The sequence below is a fragment of the Mesorhizobium sp. P2_C4 genome (assembly GCF_056404575.1).
Genome location: NZ_JBFUDT010000003.1, coordinates 257,170 through 276,445 on the forward strand (window position 1 = coordinate 257,170; position 19,276 = coordinate 276,445).

The 19,276-nt window shown below is 63.3% G+C and carries 17 protein-coding genes and 1 riboswitch; of the genes, 4 read left to right on the top strand and 13 right to left on the bottom strand.

Annotated features, from left to right (window positions below; translation table 11 throughout):
* Positions 1–10: 10 nt before the first annotated feature.
* From gcvP to gcvT, 3 genes are read right to left on the bottom strand one after another with little or no spacing between them, the layout of a single operon-like run.
* Complete coding sequence (gcvP, locus tag AC1DX6_RS13760) at positions 11–2,821, bottom strand: aminomethyl-transferring glycine dehydrogenase (protein ID WP_477314154.1); 2,811 nt, start codon at positions 2,819–2,821, stop codon at positions 11–13.
* 17 nt (positions 2,822–2,838) lie between these two features.
* On the bottom strand, positions 2,839–3,207 hold the full coding sequence (gene gcvH, locus AC1DX6_RS13765; protein WP_477314156.1) for a glycine cleavage system protein GcvH: 369 nt from the start codon (positions 3,205–3,207) through the stop codon (positions 2,839–2,841).
* A 5-nt stretch (positions 3,208–3,212) separates the two neighbouring features.
* A complete protein-coding gene (gene gcvT, locus AC1DX6_RS13770) occupies positions 3,213–4,310 on the bottom strand; it encodes a glycine cleavage system aminomethyltransferase GcvT (RefSeq protein ID WP_477314158.1) in 1,098 nt (365 codons plus the stop codon).
* Between the two features lie 148 nt (positions 4,311–4,458).
* A riboswitch (glycine riboswitch) is annotated at positions 4,459–4,545 on the bottom strand.
* Positions 4,546–4,776: 231 nt separating this feature from the next.
* On the opposite strand from gcvT, the gene AC1DX6_RS13775 reads away from it, so the two are divergent.
* Positions 4,777–5,778, top strand: a complete 1,002-nt coding sequence (locus tag AC1DX6_RS13775; protein ID WP_477314160.1) for a hypothetical protein — start codon at positions 4,777–4,779, stop codon at positions 5,776–5,778.
* Here AC1DX6_RS13775 and AC1DX6_RS13780 read toward each other — a convergent pair.
* Positions 5,775–6,923 (bottom strand): helix-turn-helix transcriptional regulator, encoded by a 1,149-nt coding sequence (locus tag AC1DX6_RS13780; RefSeq protein WP_477314162.1) that lies wholly within the window; start codon positions 6,921–6,923, stop codon positions 5,775–5,777. The two genes, AC1DX6_RS13775 and AC1DX6_RS13780, sit on opposite strands and share 4 nt — an antisense overlap.
* A 261-nt stretch (positions 6,924–7,184) precedes the next feature.
* On the opposite strand from AC1DX6_RS13780, the gene AC1DX6_RS13785 reads away from it, so the two are divergent.
* Complete coding sequence (locus AC1DX6_RS13785; protein ID WP_477314164.1) at positions 7,185–7,607, top strand: hypothetical protein; 423 nt, start codon at positions 7,185–7,187, stop codon at positions 7,605–7,607.
* Positions 7,608–7,685: 78 nt separating this feature from the next.
* On the opposite strand, the gene AC1DX6_RS13790 is transcribed toward AC1DX6_RS13785, so the two are convergent.
* The 7 genes from AC1DX6_RS13790 to AC1DX6_RS13820 form a co-directional block, all read right to left on the bottom strand.
* Entirely contained in the window at positions 7,686–8,477 is a 792-nt protein-coding gene (locus AC1DX6_RS13790; RefSeq protein WP_477314166.1) for a molybdopterin-binding protein, read from the bottom strand.
* Position 8,478: 1 nt separating this feature from the next.
* Positions 8,479–9,363 carry a cytochrome b/b6 domain-containing protein gene (locus tag AC1DX6_RS13795; protein WP_477314168.1) on the bottom strand — a complete coding sequence of 295 codons (885 nt, stop codon included), beginning with the start codon at positions 9,361–9,363 and terminating at the stop codon, positions 8,479–8,481.
* Positions 9,364–9,472: 109 nt separating this feature from the next.
* Positions 9,473–10,222 (bottom strand): DUF1345 domain-containing protein, encoded by a 750-nt coding sequence (locus tag AC1DX6_RS13800; protein WP_477314170.1) that lies wholly within the window; start codon positions 10,220–10,222, stop codon positions 9,473–9,475.
* A gap of 19 nt (positions 10,223–10,241) precedes the next feature.
* Positions 10,242–10,709 carry a YaiI/YqxD family protein gene (locus AC1DX6_RS13805; RefSeq protein WP_477314172.1) on the bottom strand — a complete coding sequence of 156 codons (468 nt, stop codon included), beginning with the start codon at positions 10,707–10,709 and terminating at the stop codon, positions 10,242–10,244.
* Between the two features lie 64 nt (positions 10,710–10,773).
* On the bottom strand, positions 10,774–11,343 hold the full coding sequence (gene gfa, locus AC1DX6_RS13810; RefSeq protein ID WP_477314174.1) for an S-(hydroxymethyl)glutathione synthase: 570 nt from the start codon (positions 11,341–11,343) through the stop codon (positions 10,774–10,776).
* A gap of 67 nt (positions 11,344–11,410) precedes the next feature.
* Positions 11,411–12,538, bottom strand: coding sequence for an S-(hydroxymethyl)glutathione dehydrogenase/class III alcohol dehydrogenase (locus AC1DX6_RS13815; protein ID WP_477314176.1), 1,128 nt, complete (start codon positions 12,536–12,538; stop codon positions 11,411–11,413).
* The gene (locus AC1DX6_RS13820; RefSeq protein WP_477314178.1) at positions 12,535–12,738 is read right to left on the bottom strand and encodes a hypothetical protein; all 204 of its coding nucleotides are present in this window, start codon (positions 12,736–12,738) and stop codon (positions 12,535–12,537) included. Before AC1DX6_RS13820 ends, AC1DX6_RS13815 begins: the two co-directional genes overlap by 4 nt.
* On the opposite strand from AC1DX6_RS13820, the gene AC1DX6_RS13825 reads away from it, so the two are divergent.
* Entirely contained in the window at positions 12,737–14,749 is a 2,013-nt protein-coding gene (locus tag AC1DX6_RS13825; RefSeq protein ID WP_477314180.1) for an acetyl-CoA carboxylase biotin carboxylase subunit, read from the top strand. The two genes, AC1DX6_RS13820 and AC1DX6_RS13825, sit on opposite strands and share 2 nt — an antisense overlap.
* A 12-nt stretch (positions 14,750–14,761) precedes the next feature.
* On the opposite strand, the gene AC1DX6_RS13830 is transcribed toward AC1DX6_RS13825, so the two are convergent.
* Positions 14,762–15,211, bottom strand: coding sequence for a hypothetical protein (locus AC1DX6_RS13830; RefSeq protein WP_477314182.1), 450 nt, complete (start codon positions 15,209–15,211; stop codon positions 14,762–14,764).
* A gap of 5 nt (positions 15,212–15,216) precedes the next feature.
* Positions 15,217–15,444, bottom strand: a complete 228-nt coding sequence (locus tag AC1DX6_RS13835; protein WP_477314184.1) for a hypothetical protein — start codon at positions 15,442–15,444, stop codon at positions 15,217–15,219.
* A gap of 270 nt (positions 15,445–15,714) precedes the next feature.
* On the opposite strand from AC1DX6_RS13835, the gene dnaE reads away from it, so the two are divergent.
* Complete coding sequence (dnaE, locus tag AC1DX6_RS13840; protein WP_477315101.1) at positions 15,715–19,209, top strand: DNA polymerase III subunit alpha; 3,495 nt, start codon at positions 15,715–15,717, stop codon at positions 19,207–19,209.
* Positions 19,210–19,276: the final 67 nt, after the last annotated feature.

The window sequence follows — 19,276 nt, forward strand, 5'->3', positions numbered from 1 at the left end:
GCCGAGAGGATTACTCGGCGGCGCCCAGATATTCCGACAGCGGTGGACAGGAGCAGACGAGGTTGCGGTCGCCGGCGACGTTGTCGATGCGCGACACCGGTGGCCAGTATTTTGCGGCGCTGTCGGCGTCACCGGCGGGGTAGGCAGCTTCCAGCCGTGAATAGGGGTGGTTCCACTGGCCAGCCAGCGCTTCGGCTGCGGTGTGCGGCGCATTGACCAGCGGATTGTCGGCCAGTGGCCATTCGCCCTTCGCCACCTTTGCCGCCTCGCCGGCGATAGCAATCATCGCCTCGCAAAAACGGTCCAGTTCGCGCTTGGGCTCCGACTCGGTCGGCTCGACCATCAGCGTGCCGGCGACCGGGAACGACATGGTCGGCGCGTGGAAGCCGTAGTCGATCAGGCGCTTGGCGATATCGTCGACGCTGATGCCGGCGCTGTCCTTGAGCACGCGGGTGTCGAGGATGCATTCATGCGCGATGCGGTCGTGCCGGCCCTTGTAGAGGAGCGGGAAGTGCGGCGCGAGCCGTGTCGCCACATAGTTGGCCGAGATGATGGCGGTCTCCGTCGCCTGCTTCAGGCCGGAGGCGCCCATCATGCGAATGTACATCCAGGTGATCGGCAGGATCGAGGCGCTGCCGAACGGTGCGGCCGACACGGCGTGGCCTGAGCCTTCGGTGACGTGACCCGGCAGATAGGGCTGCAGATGCGCCTTTACGCCGATCGGACCGACGCCCGGACCGCCGCCGCCATGCGGAATGCAGAACGTCTTGTGCAGGTTCATGTGGCAGACATCGGCGCCGATGTCGGCGGGCCGCGCCAGGGCGACCAGCGCGTTGAGGTTGGCGCCGTCGAAATAGACCTGGCCGCCATGCTCATGGATAAGGGCGCAGAGGTGGCGCGCCCCTTCCTCGTAGACGCCATGTGTCGAAGGATAAGTGAACATCAGCGCCGCGAGATTCTTGGAATGCTCGTTGGCCTTGGCCCGCATATCGTCCATGTCGATGTTGCCGTCCTCCAGGCAGCGCACGACGACCACGCTCATGCCGGCCATCGCCGCGCTCGCCGGATTGGTGCCATGCGCGGAGGACGGGATCAGGCAGACGGTGCGATGGCCTTCGCCGCGCGACCGGTGATAGGCGCGGATGGCGAGCAGGCCGGCATATTCGCCCTGGCTGCCGGCATTGGGCTGCAGGCTGACGGCGTCAAAACCGGTGATCTCCGAAAGCCATCCCTCGAGTTCGCCGACCATGGCGCGATAGCCGGCCGAATGGCTGCTAGGTGCGAAGGGATGCAGATTGGCGACGCTCGGCCAGCTCACCGGCATCATTTCGGCGGCGGCGTTGAGCTTCATGGTGCAGGAGCCAAGCGGGATCATGGCGCGGTCGAGCGCCAGGTCTTTGTCGGCGAGACGGCGCAGGAAGCGCATCATCTCGGTTTCAGAGTGGTTGTCGTGGAAGACCGGCTGGCTGAGGAACTCCTTGCCGCGCGGTTTTCCGGGCACGGTGCTGGCGACAGCGTCGCCGGCCTTGGCGCCGAACAGGGCGGCGATCGCGCCGAGATCGGCCTCGGTCGAGGTCTCGTCAAAGGCAATGCTGATGCGATCGGCATCGACGACACGCAGCAAGCGGCCGGTTTTTTCTGCGGCAGCCGCGATCGAAGCGGCCTTGCCCTTCACCTCGACTGTGACCGTGTCGAAGCGGCTTGAGCCAAGCACGGAAACACCGGATGCCTTCAGGCCCGCCGCAAGGCGGCCGGCGAGCCCATGGATGCGCCCTGCAATCGCCTGCAGGCCGGCGGGACCGTGCCAGATCGCATAGGCTGTCGCCATGTTGGCGAGCAGCGCCTGTGCGGTGCAGATGTTGGAGGTCGCCTTGTCACGGCGGATGTGCTGTTCGCGCGTCTGCAGCGCCAGCCGATAGCCGGGGCGGCCCTTGCTGTCGGTGGACTGGCCAACGAGGCGGCCGGGCATCAGCCGGGTCAATTTGTCGGAGACGGCACAATAGGCGGCGTGCGGCCCGCCAAAGCCCATCGGCACACCAAAACGCTGCATCGGGCCGACAGCGATGTCGGCGCCCAGTTTTGCCGGCGCATCGGTCAGCGTCAGGCCGAGCGGATCGGCGATGAAGACCACGATGGAGCCTGTTGCTCGCGCCTTTTCGATCGCCGCCTTGTGGTCGCCATACACGCCAAACGTGTCCGGCCAGGAGACGAGCAAGGCCGCCGTGTTGTCGTCGATGGTTTCGCCATCGATCTCGATGCCGAGCGGCTCGGCGCGGGTGCGCACCACGTCCAGCGTCTGTGGGTGCGGCGTGCCGGCCAGCGCCACCTTGCTGCGCTTGTCGCGGTGATGGCGCAGCGCAATGCCGACCGCTTCGGCGACCGCGGTTGCCTCATCGAGCAGCGAGGCCGACGCCACCGGCAGGCCGGTCAATTCTGTGACCAGGGTCTGGAAATTGAACAACATTTCCAGCCGACCCTGGCTGATCTCGGCCTGATAGGGCGTGTAGGCGGTGTACCAGGCGGGGTTCTCGAACAGATTGCGCTGGATGACCGGCGGCACATGGACGCCGTGATAGCCGGCGCCGATGAAGCTCTTCAGCACGGTATTCCCAGCCATGGTCGCCGCCAATTCGGCCAGCGCTTCGGCTTCGCTGGCGGGCGGGGGCAGGGTCAGCGGCAGATCGAGGCGGATCGACTGCGGCACGGCCTGGCTGATCAGCGTCTCAACGGAGGGGACGCCGATCACGGCAAGCATGGCTCTGACATCGTTGACATCAGGGCCGATATGACGGGCCGAGAAGGGGGTAAGTGCTGAGCTCATCGTTTTCAGTCCTGTTATCAGCCGATATGGGCTTTGTAGGCGGCCTCATCCATGAGGCCTGCGAGCTGGCCTTCGTCGGCGAGCCTCATCTTCCACAGCCAGCCGTCACCGGTCGCCGCCGAATTGACCAGCGACGGGTCCGACGACAGCGTGCTGTTGGCCTCGGTGATCTCGCCGTCGACAGGCGCATAGACGTCGGATGCCGCCTTGACGGATTCGACGACGACGGCGGTGTCGCCCTTGGCCAGTTTTTTGCCCAGCTCCGGCAATTCGACGAAGACGAGATCGCCGAGCTGCTCCTGCGCGTAGTCGGTGATGCCGACGGTGGCGATGCCACCCTCGACACGGAGCCATTCGTGATCTTCGGTGAAATAGGTTTTTGCCATAAGGACTATCCTTTGCGGTAGCGGTGAGGAGTGAAGGGCAAGGGGTTGATATCGATCGGGATTTTGGTCCCGCGGACGTCGGCGAAGACCCGTGTTCCGGGCTTGGCCAAGGGTGTTGAGACGTAACCCATGGCGACCGGATGACCGGCCGAAGGGCCGAAGCCGCCTGATGTGACCTGTCCGGCCGGGTTGCCGTCGAAATCGAACAGTGCGGCCCCTCCACGCACCGGCTGGCGGCCCTCCGGCTTCAGGCCGACGCGTTTCTGTGCCGGGCCGCGTGCGACGATGGCGCGCAAGGCATCGGCGCCGATGAACGAACCGGACGCACGAACATCCTTGCGGATCGCCCACATCAAACCGGCACTGGCCGGGTCGATCTCGGGCGTGATGTCCAGGCCGTGCAGGCAAAGGCCGGCCTCCAGCCGCAAACTGTCGCGGGCTGCAAGGCCGATCCACAGCACGCGTTCGTCTTCGAGCAGCTTGGCAACCAGGATGCGCGCGTCGGCTTCCGGCAGGCCGATCTCGAACCCATCTTCGCCGGTGTAACCCGAGCGGCTCATGAACCAGTTTTTCTTCGGCTCGATGCCGTGCATGAACAGCAGCGAGCCGGTCTCGATGCCGGCGCGGGAGAGTGCCGCCCAGGCTTCCGGGCCCTGGATCGCCAGGAAGACACGGTCGAGCGCGTCAACCTTGACCTCGAAGTCCTTGGCAAGCGCGCGCAGATGGTTCTCGTCGGCTTCCGCATTGCCGGCATTGGCAACGACCATGAAGCGCTCGTCGCCGAGCCTGGTGACGATCAAATCGTCCAGAATGCCGCCGGCTTCATTGAGGAAAAAGGACAGTTTGGACTGCGAGATTTCGAGGGCGCCGGCATCCAGAGGGCAGGCGCGATTGAGCAGGGAAACCGCGCCCGGACCGCTGAGCTCGAACAGCTTCATGTGCGAGATGTCGAACAGGCCGGCATGCTCGCGTGTATGAAGATGTTCCTTCATCACGCCGGCCGGATAGGTCAGCGGCATCGACCAGCCGGCAAAGGCGCCAAAGCGCGCGCCGGCGGCGGTGTGCAGATCCTCGAGGGGAAGGTGTTTTGGGTCGCCCGTCATGTCATCTCCAGAGTCGCACGCAATCGGCCGCGAATGGCGACCAGTCCGTGCCCCTCTGTCTGAAGCCTGAGAGACTCGCGCCCCGTAACTCTGTCGGCAGCGCTTACACCTTCGGCGCGGGGGCAAGCCCCGACTTTCCAGAGTGTCTTTCCCGTCTACGGTTCTTTTGCCTGAGAGATTTCGGGCGATTTCCCCTTCGGCGGCAGCTTTCGCTGCTCTCTCCCGCAAACAGGTAGGACTCGCAAAAGTCCTCGACTCGCCATCCATAGCCCGTGAACGACACCTTGTCACCTGCCAGCGACATCTAAAGCGCGCTGCGCTTAGATCTTTGTTTTGGGCGACATGCATTGCCCGACAAGTCTTCGCTAACCACGCCGTTTGCCGGTTTTTCAAGACACTGCTGATAAAACGATTGGAGATGACGCTTGGCGACCGGCAGCAGCCGGCAGCGGACGGGGACCTGAAAATGGGCGAACTCATCATGAACGCGCCGGTGGCGGGGCTGACTTCGAAGAACCGCATCACGGCCGAGGACGTGGTCATGCTGCGCCGCGAGGTGTTCGGCGACGGCGTGGTGACGCGCGGCGAGGCCGAAGCGCTGTTCGCGCTCGACGCGACGGCCAAGGACAAATGCGAGGAATGGCCGGTGTTCTTTGTCGAGGCCATCGGCGACTATATCGTCCATCAGGAAAAGCCGGCTGGCTATATCTCCGGGGATAATGCCGACTGGCTGGTCCGGGCGATTTCGCGCGACGGCATGGTCGACAGCCGGACAGAACTAGAGCTGCTGGTGCACGTGCTGGAGCAAGCGAAATCCTCACCGAGCCGGCTTTCCGCCTATGCGCTGCAACAGGTCTCCGACGCCGTGATCGACGGCAAGGGACCGCTGATGCTTGGCGGCAGCCTGGTTCCCGGGTTGATCGCCAAGGCCGAGGTCGAATTGCTGCGCCGCATTCTCTATGCCCATGGCGGTGACGGCAACATTGCCATCACCCGCGCCGAGGCCGAGGTGCTGTTCAAGATCAACGAGCGGACCGCGGCGGCCAGCAACGATCCGTCCTGGAACGATCTGTTCGTCAAGGCGATCGCCAATTTCGTCATGTGTTCGGCTGGCTACGAAGCGCCGACGCGCGACGTGGCGCTGCGCCGGGACTCCTTTTTCGAGCAGGCCGAACCCGAGATCGGCGGCTTCTTCGGCCGCATGGTGTCAGGTGGGCTTGCCGGCATCATGGAAGCCTATCGGTCGCCTGATAATATCGAGGCCGAGTGGGAATCCAGGAACAGGGCGACAGAGGCGCTTGCCCGCCGCGCCGAGACGGTCGACGCCAGCGAAGCGAAATGGCTGGCCGAGCGCATCGGTGGCGATCGGCCCCTTTATGAAAACGAGCGCGCACTGCTGACCTTGATCAAGCACGCCTCGCCGGAGATCCATCCGGCGCTGAAGCCGTTGCTCGACAAGGTCGCCTAGACCCTATTGTGCCGATGGTCTGAGAGATCGCGCAGAGCGGTGGTGACCAGCCGCATCAGCTCCGATTGCCTTCGCACGCCGGTCCGGCTGTAGGCCGCCTTGAGGTGGTAGCGGACGGTGTTCATCGAAATGCCGGTGCGCTCGGCATAGGCCTGCAGGTCTTCATTGGCGGCGATGGCGGCGACGAGCTGCGCGGTGCCTTTTGGCAGGCCGAACAGGGCGCCGATCGTTTCCGCTTCCGCGCGCAGCTGGAGCTGCGGATCGTGAACAACGAACAGGACGCCGCGCGGTCGCGACTTTCCCTTGGCCACCCCGTGGTCGATGAAGAATGGGGCGACCCTGATCGCATAGGCGGGTCTGCCGGCAGCCCGTGGCGCACGGGCGATGCCGCCGGCGCCGCCTGAGCGGACGTCATTTTCCAGTTCAGCGAGCCTGTTGCTGGCGGCACGGTTGGTGGCAAAAAGCCGGCCGCCACGGTCGATCGACAGGCCGTCATTGGCAACAGCCATGCGTCGTGCGGCAGCGTTGACGAAAAGGCTGCGTCCATGTTCGTCGAGCGCCACGACACCGGCCGCCAGCCGGTCGCAGATCTCGGACATGGCGCGGGCGGCACCCTCGAGCCCGACGAAGTCGCGGCGCAGTTGCAAGGCCCGTGCCAGATGCGGCATCAGCGCCTCGAGTCTCATGATATCCGCATCGTCGAAAGGTTTTCGGTCGGGCGTTCGCTGCAGGCCGATCATGGCAAAACGGCCTCTTGTCGATGCCAGCGTTCCGCCGAGGCATTCCTCCAGCCCCAATGGTCGGAAAAACTCGTTGAAGAAGACGCCGGGTTTGCGGGTCTCTTCCGGAAGCAGGCGGTAGGTGGGGATCGCTGTTCCTGCCGGCACGGCCATGAACGCTCTTGGCGCGGGGTCCAGCCCGGCGAAATCGCGCTGGTAACGCTGCATGGCTTCACCCTTGAAGAGGCCGATCGTGGCCTGAGCCGATACCTCGGGGCGCGCCGCGTCGAAATCCAGCAAGACGGCGGTTGTCACATCGAACAGGCTGCCGAGCAGTTCCAGCGCCGCATCAAAGTCAGCCCGGTCGCGCACCCCGAGATAAAGGGCGTCGAGAAACTGCGCCTCGCGCTTCTGCATCAAGCTCAAAGCCCGCCCCCGAGTTCCGGCAGAGCCGCTCCTCCGTAAGGTCGGAGCACACACCATGCCCGCTGGAAATCTTGTCTGCAACCCCAGAGCGCATCGTCGGCGAGTGGCAACTGATTGTCAAACGATGCATGGCGGGAGGTACCTCCCCAAAACGGGCGGACCACCCAAAGGAGGCCGCCCCCTACCAGTTTGGGTAGGGTCTTTCGGCCTCGAAACTGCTTTCCTGTCTTGCGGGGACATTCAACAATCAGGGGTGTGATCATGCTTCGTAATATTCTTGCTCTTGCGTTTGCGGCCGGCCTTGGCTCGACAACGCTGACCTTTGCCGGTGGAATGACGCCGGAAAAACAGGCCGATGCACGCACGAAAGTGGAAACCGCGGTCGCGCTGGCCAACATCGCCAAGGCCGACAAGGACGGCGAGGCCATGCTCGTCGCCGCCAGAATGCTGGCCGAGGCCGGGCCGGTGGCCGAACAAGGCGCCACGATGAAGGACGGCAAGCCGACGCTGATGGATGCCGGCAAGATGGCCAAGATGGCGAAGGAAATGGGCGCTGACGCCAAAAAGGCCGACGCGGTCGCCAGCATGGCCACTTCGGCCGGCGAAAAGCCGCGCAGCGACGGCTACTGGTACTACAGCTGCGATTCCTACAACAACTGCCAGTGGATTTACGCCGGATATTGAGCCGCGGGGGCTCACTTGCAATCGGCGTGTGATCGGCCCGTTGCCCCAATGACGGGCCGATCATGATTCTATGGTTGGCTAGATGCCACCGTACCAGTCGTAGCCATTGTCTTCCCAATAGCCGCCGCGGCCGCCGCCGACATCGGCGAAGCCGTCGACCAGTTCGATCTTGTAGAGGTATTTCGGCATCTTGTAGCCGAGCTGACGTTCGACACGTACACGCAGCGGCGCGCCGTTCTCGACCGGCAGCGGTTTGCCGTTCAACCCATAGGCAAGGATCGTCTGCGGATGGCGGGCGTCGATCAGGTCGATCGTGCCGTAATATTTGACGTCGCCGGACAGGCTGCGGTCGATCGTGTCGAGGCAATGGAACATGACGTAGCGCGCCTGCGGCTTGACCACGGCCTGGTCGAGCACCAGCGACAGTGGCGTGCCCGTCCATTTGGCGATGCAGCTCCAGCCTTCGACGCAGTCGTGACGGGTGATCTGCGTACGGCTCGGCATGCTTTGCAGCTGCTCGCGGGTCAGCGACAGCGGCTTTTCGACAAGGCCCGACACTTCGAGGCGCCAGTCGGCAAAGTTGTTGGCGAGCAGGCCCTTGTAGACATCGTCGTCCGGTGCGGTGACACCGTTCGGCCGCTGCGGCTGGCGGATATCGGCTTCGGTGAATTCCGGCGCCAGCGCGTCGCGGCCGGCGAGCAGCCGTTGCGCGCGATAGGTCAGGCCGTTGGCGTTTTCGAGGAAACTGCGCAGGCCGTCGCCCATGCCGAGCTGGCTGTCGAAGGCATCGCATCCCGACAGCACGATGCCGGACACGCCGAGGCTGGCCGAGGTCAGGAATTTTCTGCGGCTGATCTGGAATTTTGCCATGTCAGGCGCTCCTCTCGGACGATGTTTCGCCGCCATGCGCCGGCGGGTCGGTGCGGTACCAGCCGGTGATGATCGAGCGCAATTCGTTGATCGGCCCGGCGGCGAGGATCATCAGGATGTGGATCACGAAGAAGCCGACCAGCAGCAGCATCGCGGTGAAGTGGATGGTGCGCGCCGTCTGCCGGCCGCCCAGCACTTCGTTGAGGAACGGCAGCACCGAATTCATGCTCGGCGACATGGCAAGGCCGGTGATGATCATCAGCGGCAAGAGAACGAACAGCACGCCGCCATATGCCATCTTCTGCAGCGTGTTGTATTCGCGCGTGTGGTGGAATTTCAGCTTGGCGTGGTCGATGATGTCTTGCGGCAACCGCTTGAGATCGTCGAGGCGCGGCGCGAGATCGCGGCGCAGATGGCCGTTGATCGCGCTGGCGACCAGCCAGACGATGAGTGTCGTCGTCAGTATCCAGGCAAAGAAGAAATGCACCACGCGGGCGGTGCCGAGGTCATAGTAGGACGGGATCGTCGCCCAGGACGGGAAGCCGCGCGCTGTCTCCTGGCCCGCCGGCCCCGACCAGCCAAGCACGCCGGTGGTGTCGAAGCGGTGCCCGAAGATCTCGGTGTAGCCGCGCGGGCCCGTTGTGGTGTTTTCGGCGCCGATGGCGAAGACGGTGTTGTTGTATTCGAAGCCCGACTGCTTGCCGGTATAGAGCTGTGGGCGGGCATTGAAGATCTGCAGGCCGGAAAGCAGCATGAAGAACAGCGAGATCGCCCACAGCCAATGCGTCAGCCGCGTCCAGCGTGACTGCCGGTAGATCAGCGTTTCATCCCTGGGCGGGGCGGCATCCGCCCCTGACGTGGATTGGCTCCTGGCAACCGTTTGCATCTTTGTTCTTTGCCTCCCGGCCGCGCGATCTCGGCGCGGCCTCTGCGATCAACGTTCTCCTCCCAATACGTCGCCAGCCAAAGCTATGTTTCACTCAATCACGGATTTATTACGGGCTGCCGAGGCTGACGACGAAATTGACGGCGGCAGCGACGATGACAGTGTTGAAGATAAACGACAGGACTGAGTGAGTGAGCACAACGCAACGCATGTGCGTGGTGGTTATGTCAGTATCGGCGGTTTGCGCTGTCATGCCGATGACCGTCGCAAAGTAGAGGAAATCCAGGCCTTCCGGCGGTTTGCCGTCAGGGAATTTCAGGCCGCCGACAGGTGCTTTCTTCTTGGTTTCGGCATCGACTGCATCGCCGTCCATCCAGTAGACATGCGCATAGTGAAGCGCTGCCATGGTGTGGATGGTGAACCAGCCGAGCGGGATGGATAGCAGCGCAAAAGTCATCTCGATCGGACGAGCGCTGTCCTCCTGACTGACAAATCGGAACAACGAGACGGGCAGCCCAAAGATGAGGTCAACGGAAAGGGTGCCGCTCTTGTGATTGATCAGCTGGAACAAAGAGACGATGGCGAAACTGACAATACCAAGCGTGACAATAAAGATGCCCATCACCGGCAGATCGATCTCGCGCGCATTCTTGCTCAGATAGTGGCCGGTAAACAGCCGCATCTGGACGAGGACGAGAATGATATAGGCAGCGAAGAACGCATCGGCGCCGATCGAATAGGCGAGTGGCGGCGCGCCCAGGACCAGCGCGATCACCAGTGCCGCTAGACCCACGCAGGCCGACAGCGCGAACTGCATGTGTCGGTGCAGGGGTTTCTTGATCGGCGTATCGATCGTCATGGCCCAGCCTCGGGTGGCGCTAGTCCGGTGTGACGGATTTCAAGGCACGCCGCAAGATGCGGTCGAGCTCGCCGAGGAAGCGCGAGCGGTCCTGCGGCGCGAAGCTGGCATTGTAGCCCTTGCTTTCGCCGGTTTCGCGCAAATGCTGCTTCAAGTCGCGCATCGCCACCGCCATGCCGATCGTTTCCGGCGTAAACGGACGTCCTGTGGGACCCAGCACATGGGCGCCCAGCGCAACCGTGCGGGCGGCCAGCGGGATGTCGGCCGTCACCACGATGTCGTTGGCTTTCGCATTCTCGACGATCCAGTCGTCGGCGGCGTCGGCGCCCTTGGACACAACGACGTTGCGGATCATCGGATCGCGCGACGGGCGCAAGCCGCCGTTGGAAACGTAGGTAACGACGACGCCATGACGCTCGGCGACTTTTTCGACCTCGGCTTTGACAGGGCAGGCGTCGGCGTCGACGAGAATTGATGGTGCGGGCATTTTGCTTCCAATGAATATGGGGCCGGATCGCATTTCCGGCCCCATGAACGCTTCTTTCAGGTCTTTAGGCCGGCAACGCGCCTGACTTCTTCGCCGTCCAGGTGGCGATGTAGTCCATCAGGCCTGGATTGAGACAGTCATAGGGCTCGATGCCGATTGCCTTCAACCGCGCACGAATGCCGTCCATGCGCTTGGGGTCGACACCGGATTCGATGATCGACGAGACGAAAGCTGTGAAGCCCGGCGGTGACCAACCATCTTCCTGGAAGCGTTCGGGGTGGATGAAGGTGAGGCCCTTGAACGGATGGTCGCGCTCGACCGGGCCGTGCATGTGGACGCCGCAGCCAGTGCAGGCGTGGCGCAGGATCAGCGCGCCCGGATCGACCACTTTGAGCTTGTCGCCATTCTCGGTGACGGTGACGTCGCCGGTGCCGGCGACGGCCACGACCGAAAACACCGCGCCTGCCGGCTTCCAGCATTTGGTGCAGCCGCAGGCATGATTGTGGGCGATCTGGCCCTTGACCTTCACCTTTACCGGCTTGCTGGTGCAGGCGCAGACCAGCGTGCCGCCGGCAAAGCTTGCGCTCTCCTTCGGCAGTCCATTGTCGATCTTAGGATGCAGTTTTTCCGGCATTTTCTTCCTCCCTTGTTGAACCCGTGCAACTTCAGTCGCTGGCCCTTCGGTCGGCGGCTCTTTCTCCTCAGTAAACCACGACGCTTCGGATCGACTTGCCCTCATGCATGAGGTCGAAGCCCTTGTTGATGTCCTCGAGCTTCAGCAAATGGGTGATCATCGGGTCGATCTGGATCTTGCCGTCCATGTACCAGTCGACGATTTTCGGCACGTCAGTGCGGCCTCGTGCGCCGCCGAAGGCGGTGCCCATCCAGGTGCGGCCGGTGACCAGTTGGAACGGCCGCGTCGAGATTTCCTGGCCGGCGCCGGCAACGCCGATGACGACCGACTTGCCCCAGCCGCGATGCGACGCTTCCAGCGCTTGGCGCATGACCTTGGTGTTGCCCGTGCAGTCGAAGGTGTAGTCGGCGCCGCCGATCTGGTCGGCGCCGCGCTTGGTCATGTTGACGAGGTGCGGCACGACATCGCCGTCGATCTCTTTCGGATTGACGAAATGCGTCATGCCGAATTTTTCGCCCCAGGCCTTCTTGTCGTTGTTCAGGTCAACGCCGATGATCATGTCGGCGCCGGCAAGTTTCAGCCCCTGAATGACGTTGAGGCCGATGCCGCCGAGGCCGAAGACCACGGCGGTGGCGCCTTGCTCGACCTTGGCCGTGTTGATGACGGCACCGATGCCGGTGGTGACGCCGCAGCCGATGTAGCAGATCTTGTCGAAGGGGGCGTCCGGGTTGACCTTGGCCAGCGCGATCTCGGGCAGCACGGTGAAGTTCGAGAAGGTCGAGCAGCCCATATAGTGAAAGATCTTGTCCTTGCCGATCGAGAAGCGCGACGAGCCGTCCGGCATCAGGCCCTGGCCCTGGGTGGCGCGGATTGCGGTGCACAGGTTGGTCTTGCGCGATAGGCAGGACGGACACTGCCGGCATTCCGGCGTATAGAGCGGGATGACGTGGTCGCCCTTCTTGACCGAAGTGACGCCTTTGCCGACATCGACGACGACGCCGGCGCCTTCATGGCCGAGGATCGCCGGAAACAAACCTTCGGGATCGGCGCCCGACAAAGTGAACTCGTCGGTGTGGCAGATGCCGGTCGCCTTGATCTCGACCAGCACCTCGCCGTCGCGCGGACCTTCGAGGTCGACCTCCATGATCTCCAGCGGCTTTCCGGCGGCGACTGCAACTGCGGCGCGGGTTTTCATCGGACAAATCCTCCCAAGGCGATTTTTAAGCCCAAGCTTTCAGGTTTTATCGACGCGATCAACTGGAAGCTGGTGGCAAGACTGGGCCACAGCGGCGAATTGGAATCGCAAATCGATTGAAAGGTGGTGAATTGCATGGTCGGCTTGACCGTACAAGCACAGGCCATAAAAGAGACGGCTGGAGGCAACGACATCAGCATGTTCACCAAAATCCTGATCGCCAACCGCGGCGAGATCGCTTGCCGCGTCATCAAGACGGCGCGCAAGATGGGCATCGCCACCGTTGCCGTCTATTCCGATGCCGATCGCGATGCCGTGCATGTCGAGATGGCCGACGAGGCCGTGCATATCGGACCTTCGCCAGCCGCGCAGAGCTATCTGGTGCCGGAAAAGATCATCGCCGCCTGCAAGCAGACCGGCGCGCAGGCCGTACATCCCGGCTACGGTTTTCTCTCCGAGCGGGCCGCCTTCTGCGAGGCGCTGGAGGCGGAGGGCATCGTCTTCATCGGCCCGAGGCCCAAGGCGATCAAGGCGATGGGCGACAAGATCGAATCGAAGAAATTCGCCAATGCCGCCAAGGTTTCGACGGTTCCGGGCTGGCTCGGCGTCATCGAGAATGCCGACCATGCGGAAAAGATCGCCGGCGAGATCGGTTATCCCGTGATGATCAAGGCTTCGGCCGGCGGCGGCGGCAAGGGCATGCGCATCGCCTGGAGCCAGTCGGAGGTGCGCGACGGTTTTGACCGGGCGCGCTCGGAAGCCAAAAGCTCGTTCGGCGACGATCGCGTCTTCATCGAAAAATTCGTCGTCGATCCGCGCCATATCGAGATCCAGGTGCTGGCCGATGCGCATGGCAACACGCTGTATCTCGGTGAGCGCGAATGCTCGATCCAGCGCCGCAACCAGAAGGTCGCCGAGGAGGCGCCGTCGCCGTTCCTCGACGCCAAGTCCAGAAAGGCCATGGGCGAGCAGTCGGTGGCGCTGGCCAAGGCGGTCGAATACCAGAGCGCTGGCACCGTCGAGTTCATCGTCGATGCCGACAAGCACTTCTATTTCCTTGAAATGAATACACGATTGCAGGTCGAGCATCCGGTGACGGAACTCGTCACCGGCATCGATCTTGTCGAGCAGATGATCCGCATTGCCGCCGGCGAAAAGCTGGCCATCAAGCAGAGCGACGTGAAATTGAACGGCTGGGCGGTGGAAAGCCGGCTTTACGCCGAGGATCCCTATCGCAACTTCCTGCCCTCGATCGGCCGGCTGACGCGATACCGGCCGCCGGAGGAAGGACAGTTCGGCGACGTCGTCATCCGCAACGATACCGGCGTCACCGAAGGCTCGGAGATTTCGATGTTTTATGACCCGATGGTGGCTAAGCTCTGCACCTGGGCGCCGACGCGGCTCGCGGCCATCGACGCCATGTCGGAGGCGCTGGACAGTTTCGTCGTCGACGGCATCGAGCACAACATCCCGTTCCTGTCCGCACTGATGCAGCATCCGCGCTGGCGGGAAGGGCTGATATCGACCGGCTTTATTGCGGAGGAATATCCGGACGGATTTGCACCGATCGTTCCCAACGATGAAGAAAAGGCGGTGCTGGCATCGATCGCCATCGCGGTCGAACTGCTGCGCCGCGACCGGCTCGACCGGCTGGGCGGGCGGCTGGCGCCGCATTCCGGAGCGCTGAAACGCGACTGGGTGGTCAAGATCGGCGAAGACTATCTCAGCGCCGCCATCCTCGAAGGCATGATCTCGATCCCGATGGAGATCGACCTGTCGATCGATGGCGGCAAGGCGCTGACCGTCGCCTCCGACTGGCGGCCGGGTGACCTCATCTGGCGCGGCACGGTAGGTTCCGCCAAGATCGCGGCGCAGATCAGGCCGTTGCCGAACGGGCTGCGCATCGCCTGGAAAGGTATGTCGGTGACGGCGCGCGCCATGCTGCCGCGCATCGCCGAGTTGGAAAGACTGATGCCGGCAAAAGTGCCGCCGGATACATCGAAAATGCTGCTCTGTCCGATGCCGGGCCTGGTCGTGTCGATTGCCGTTGCCGAGGGGCAGGAGGTCAAGGCCGGCGAGACTTTGGCCGTGGTCGAGGCGATGAAGATGGAAAACGTGCTGCGCGCCGATCGCGACCTGACCGTGTCGAAACTCAATGCCAAGCCGGGCGACAGCCTTGCCGTCGATGCGGTGATCATGGAGTTCGCCTGATCTTTTTGGCGGTCAGACGTCTGCCACCAGCATGCTCTGGTCAGTGACGACGTAGACACAGGCGCGGCAGGCATCGGCGCCGCGCTGGCTGTACCAGCGGCATGAGCCGCGGATGGCGCAGCGCGGCAGGTTTTCCGCCGGCGCGATCATCTGGTCGACCATGCCGGTCAGCACCTTTTCGATGACGCCGCAGGAATTGCCGGTCCACTGCTTGCATTTGCCTTCGACGCAACGGCCGGCAAAGCGGAAGCGCGCTTCCGGCACGCCTGCCTTGCTCGCCAGATCGACGAATTCGGCATCGATCTCCAGGCGCGTCGGGATCGGCTGGACGATGCCGTCCGCGCCGACAACGCCGATCAGCAAGGCGCCCGGTTCGGCGCGAGCGCTCGGACAGGATTTTTCGCCAGCCTCGGCGATTTTCGAACCCGCCGAGGCCTTTTTGATATCTGAGGCAACTACCATGGGTGTCAGCGCAGCATTCCGTTGATCTCTTTGTCGAGCGCGGGCAGCTGATGCTGGTCGATATGCGCGACCAGCCCGAGCCATTCACGGGGAAAGCGCAAGACGAGCTCCGGCTGCGTGTGCGTGTCGGCGAGCGACGCCAGCACGGCGTGCTGGATGGTCTTCGCCAGCTTCTCATCCATACCCTTGGAGAGCTTGAGACCGCTGAGATCGACGACAAAACGGTTGGCCATGAAAATCTCCTGTCAAAAAGATGATTTCGTCCACATTGGCAGTGTGCCGGTGCCGGTGCCCGCCAACCATGAAGCGCTTCACACGGACCGATCTCGGACGCTGCCGGCCGTTCGCGCCGGCGTTCAGTTTGTCGGGGATCGGCAGATATCGGGACCGGGAATGCTGGCGGGCGGTGGCGCGGGAGCCTAGATTAGGGCGACAACCAGATTCGCCGGCAGAATTGAGAGCCAAGTCGAGTGGCAGACGAGAAGACGACACGCGATCCGCTGATGCGCGAGGCCATTGCGCGAGCTGCCAGGCCCGAAGCGCCAGCGCGGCCCTTCATCCATCTGCGCGTGCATTCGGCCTATTCGCTGCTCGAGGGGGCTTTGCAGCTTGGCAAGATCGTCGGCCATGCCGTGCAGGACGAGTGCCCGGCGATCGCCGTCACCGACACCAACAATCTGTTCGGCGCGCTCGAATTCGCCCAGAAGGCGGTGAAGGACGGCATCCAGCCGATCATCGGCTGCCAGATCGACCTGGCTTTTTCCGGCGAAACCAGCGACGCGCAGCGCGACCGCCGCCGCCATGGACCGGAGATGAGCGCCGTCGTGCTGCTCGCCGCGACGGAGGCCGGCTACACCAATCTGGTCAAGCAGGTCAGCCGCGTCTATCTCGAGACGCCGCCCGGCGAACCCGTGCATCTGACCACCGAGATGCTGCAGGGCCATTCCGACGGCTTGATCTGCCTTACCGGCGGGCCGCGCGGCCCCATCGGCCGGGCCTTGAAGGAAGACCGCCGCGATCTCGCCGAGGCGCGGCTCCTGGCGCTGAAGGCGCTGTTCGGCGACCGGCTCTATGTCGAGCTGGACCGGGTTTCCGGCTATGACCGGGCGATCGAAAAATCCTCGGTCGATCTCGCATACAGCCACGACCTGCCGCTGGTCGCCACCAACGAGGCGTTTTTCTTCGCGCGTGACGACTATGATGCGCATGACGCGCTGATCGCCATTGCCGAGGGTTCGGTCGTTGCCGCCGACAACCGCCGCCGGCTGTCGCCAGACAATTTCCTGCGCAGCCAGGCCGACATGGCGCGGCTGTTCGCCGACCTGCCGGAAGCGATCGACAACACGGTCGAGATCGCACTGCGCTGTTCCTACTATCCGAAAAACCGCAACCCGATCCTGCCGCGCTTTACCGGTGGCGATGTCGCCGACAATGAATTGGCGCTTAAGGCAGAGGCGGACGAACTGCGCCGGCAGGCCCATGAAGGGCTCGATGCGCGGTTGGCGGCGCATGGCCCCACCGTCGGCTACACGGTCGAGCAGTATCGCGAGCGGCTGGATTTCGAACTCGGCATCATCGAGAAGATGAAGTTTCCCGGCTACTTCCTCATCGTTGCCGACTTCATCAAATGGGCGAAGGCGCAAGGCATTCCGGTCGGGCCGGGCCGTGGTTCGGGCGCCGGTTCGCTGGTCGCCTATTCCACGACGATCACCGACATCGACCCGTTGCGCTTCTCGCTGCTGTTCGAGCGCTTCCTCAATCCCGACCGCGTCTCGATGCCCGATTTCGACATCGACTTCTGCCAGGACCGGCGCGAGGAGGTCATCCGTTACGTCCAGCAGAAATACGGCCGCGACCAGGTCGGACAGATCATCACCTTCGGTACGCTGCAGGCCCGCGCCGTGCTGCGCGACGTCGGTCGCGTTTTGCAGATGCCCTATGGCCAGGTCGACAAGCTCTCCAAGATGGTGCCGCAGAACCCGGCCAATCCGGTCAAGCTCGCCGACGCCATAGCCAACGAGCCGCGCTTTGCCGAAGAGGCCGAACGCGAGCCGATCGTCCAGACCTTGCTCGATATGGCGCAGAAGCTGGAGGGGCTCTACCGCCACGCCTCGACGCACGCCGCCGGTATCGTCATCGGCGATCGGCCTTTGTCCGAACTGGTGCCAATGTACCGCGATCCGCGTTCGGACATGCCGGTCACCCAGTTCAACATGAAATATGTCGAGCAGGCAGGGCTGGTAAAATTCGACTTCCTCGGCCTGAAGACGTTGACGGTGCTGGAGACGGCGGTCAAGCTGATCCGCCGTCGCGGCATCGAGATCGATCTGGCGACGATCCCACTCGACGATCCCGACACCTACGCCATGCTGTCGCGCGGCGAAGTGGTCGGCGTGTTCCAGGTGGAAAGTGCCGGCATGCGCAAGGCGCTGATCGGCATGCGGCCCGACTGCATCGAGGACATCATCGCGCTGGTCGCGCTCTATCGTCCCGGCCCCATGGAGAACATCCCCACCTACAACGCCAGAAAACATGGCGAGGAGGAGATGGCCTCGATCCATCCCAAGATCGATCATCTGGTGAAGGAGACGCAAGGCGTCATCGTCTACCAGGAACAGGTCATGCAGATCGCGCAGGAACTGTCCGGCTATTCGCTGGGCGAAGCCGACCTGCTGCGCCGCGCCATGGGCAAGAAGATCCGCGCCGAGATGGACAAGCAGCGCGAGCGCTTCGTCACCGGTGCCGTCGAGCGCGGCGTCGGCAAGCCGCAAGCCGATTTCATTTTCGATCTGCTGGCCAAGTTCGCCGACTACGGTTTCAACAAATCACACGCCGCCGCCTATGCGGTCGTTTCCTACCAGACCGCCTTTCTGAAGGCGCATTACCCCGTCGAATTCCTGGCCGCGTCGATGACGCTCGACATGGGCAACACCGACAAGCTTGCCGATTTCCGCCAGGATGCGCTGCGCCTCGGCATCGTGGTCTCGGCGCCGTCGGTGATGACGTCGTTCCGGAATTTCGAAGTCGGTGAGAACCGCATCTTCTATTCGCTGGCGGCGCTCAAGGGCGTCGGCGATGCGGCGGTCGAGCATATCGTCGCCATGCGCGGCGAAAAACCGTTCAAGAACCTCGCCGATTTCTGCGAAAGGGTCGATCCGAAGATCGTCGGCAAGCGCGTCTTCGAAAGCCTGATCACCGCCGGCGCGCTTGACTGCTTCGGCCACGACCGCGCCGCGATGATGGCCGGTGTCGAGCGGATGATGGGGCTGGCCTCGCTGGCGCAGCAGAACGCCGTCTCCGGTCAGGCTGACATCTTTGGCGCTTCGCTCGGCGCACAGTCGCAGGCGCTCAACCTGCCGGTGACCGAGCCATGGCTTGCCGCCGACCGTCTGCATCGTGAATTCCAGGTGGTCGGCTTCTATCTGTCGGCGCATCCGCTCGATGAATACAAGGCTGCCTTGCAGAAGATGCGGGTGCAGAACTGGGGCGAGTTCTCGGCTGCCGTCAAACGCGGTGCCGCGGCCGGGAGGCTGGCCGGCACCGTGACCACCAAGCAGGAGCGCAAGACGCGCACCGGCAACAAGATGGGGGTCGTGGCCTTTTCCGACACATCGGGCCAGTACGAGGCGGTGCTGTTTTCCGAGGGGCTGGCGCAGTATCGCGACCTGCTCGAGCCCGGCCGCTCGGTGGTGATCACCGTTTCGGCCGAAGACCGGCCCGAAGGCGTCAATCTGCGCATCAATTCGGTGCAATCGCTGGAGGACGAGGCCAGCCGCATCCAGAAGGCGCTGCGCGTCTTTGTGCGAGACGAGGGGCCAACGTCAATCATTCAATCGCAGCTCAAACAGCGCGGCGACAGCCAGGTCAGTATTATCGTGATCAAAGGAGAGGCGCAGGGCGAGGTCGAGATCGCTTTGCCAGGCGGGTATCGCGTCTCGCCACAAATCGCATCCGCCATGCGCGCGGTGCAGGGCGTGGTGGAAGTCGAGCTGGTGTAGAGGGCAGAATGCTTCCGCAGCTATGTAACGAGGGATCTGCTCATTATCAGCGCCGCAATGACGAGGG

Excerpts from the sequence above, each read along its gene's own strand:
- gcvP (WP_477314154.1), bottom strand. The coding sequence starts at position 2,821 with ATGAGCTCAGCACTTACCCCCTTCTCGGCCCGTCATATCGGCCCTGAT.
- gcvH (WP_477314156.1), bottom strand. The coding sequence starts at position 3,207 with ATGGCAAAAACCTATTTCACCGAAGATCACGAATGGCTCCGTGTCGAG.
- gcvT (WP_477314158.1), bottom strand. The coding sequence starts at position 4,310 with ATGACGGGCGACCCAAAACACCTTCCCCTCGAGGATCTGCACACCGCC.
- AC1DX6_RS13775 (WP_477314160.1), top strand. The coding sequence starts at position 4,777 with ATGGGCGAACTCATCATGAACGCGCCGGTGGCGGGGCTGACTTCGAAG.
- AC1DX6_RS13785 (WP_477314164.1), top strand. The coding sequence starts at position 7,185 with ATGCTTCGTAATATTCTTGCTCTTGCGTTTGCGGCCGGCCTTGGCTCG.
- AC1DX6_RS13790 (WP_477314166.1), bottom strand. The coding sequence starts at position 8,477 with ATGGCAAAATTCCAGATCAGCCGCAGAAAATTCCTGACCTCGGCCAGC.
- AC1DX6_RS13795 (WP_477314168.1), bottom strand. The coding sequence starts at position 9,363 with ATGCAAACGGTTGCCAGGAGCCAATCCACGTCAGGGGCGGATGCCGCC.
- AC1DX6_RS13800 (WP_477314170.1), bottom strand. The coding sequence starts at position 10,222 with ATGACGATCGATACGCCGATCAAGAAACCCCTGCACCGACACATGCAG.
- AC1DX6_RS13805 (WP_477314172.1), bottom strand. The coding sequence starts at position 10,709 with ATGCCCGCACCATCAATTCTCGTCGACGCCGACGCCTGCCCTGTCAAA.
- gfa (WP_477314174.1), bottom strand. The coding sequence starts at position 11,343 with ATGCCGGAAAAACTGCATCCTAAGATCGACAATGGACTGCCGAAGGAG.
- AC1DX6_RS13815 (WP_477314176.1), bottom strand. The coding sequence starts at position 12,538 with ATGAAAACCCGCGCCGCAGTTGCAGTCGCCGCCGGAAAGCCGCTGGAG.
- AC1DX6_RS13825 (WP_477314180.1), top strand. The coding sequence starts at position 12,737 with ATGTTCACCAAAATCCTGATCGCCAACCGCGGCGAGATCGCTTGCCGC.
- AC1DX6_RS13820 (WP_477314178.1), bottom strand. The coding sequence starts at position 12,738 with ATGCTGATGTCGTTGCCTCCAGCCGTCTCTTTTATGGCCTGTGCTTGT.
- AC1DX6_RS13830 (WP_477314182.1), bottom strand. The coding sequence starts at position 15,211 with ATGGTAGTTGCCTCAGATATCAAAAAGGCCTCGGCGGGTTCGAAAATC.
- AC1DX6_RS13835 (WP_477314184.1), bottom strand. The coding sequence starts at position 15,444 with ATGGCCAACCGTTTTGTCGTCGATCTCAGCGGTCTCAAGCTCTCCAAG.
- dnaE (WP_477315101.1), top strand. The coding sequence starts at position 15,715 with ATGCGCGAGGCCATTGCGCGAGCTGCCAGGCCCGAAGCGCCAGCGCGG.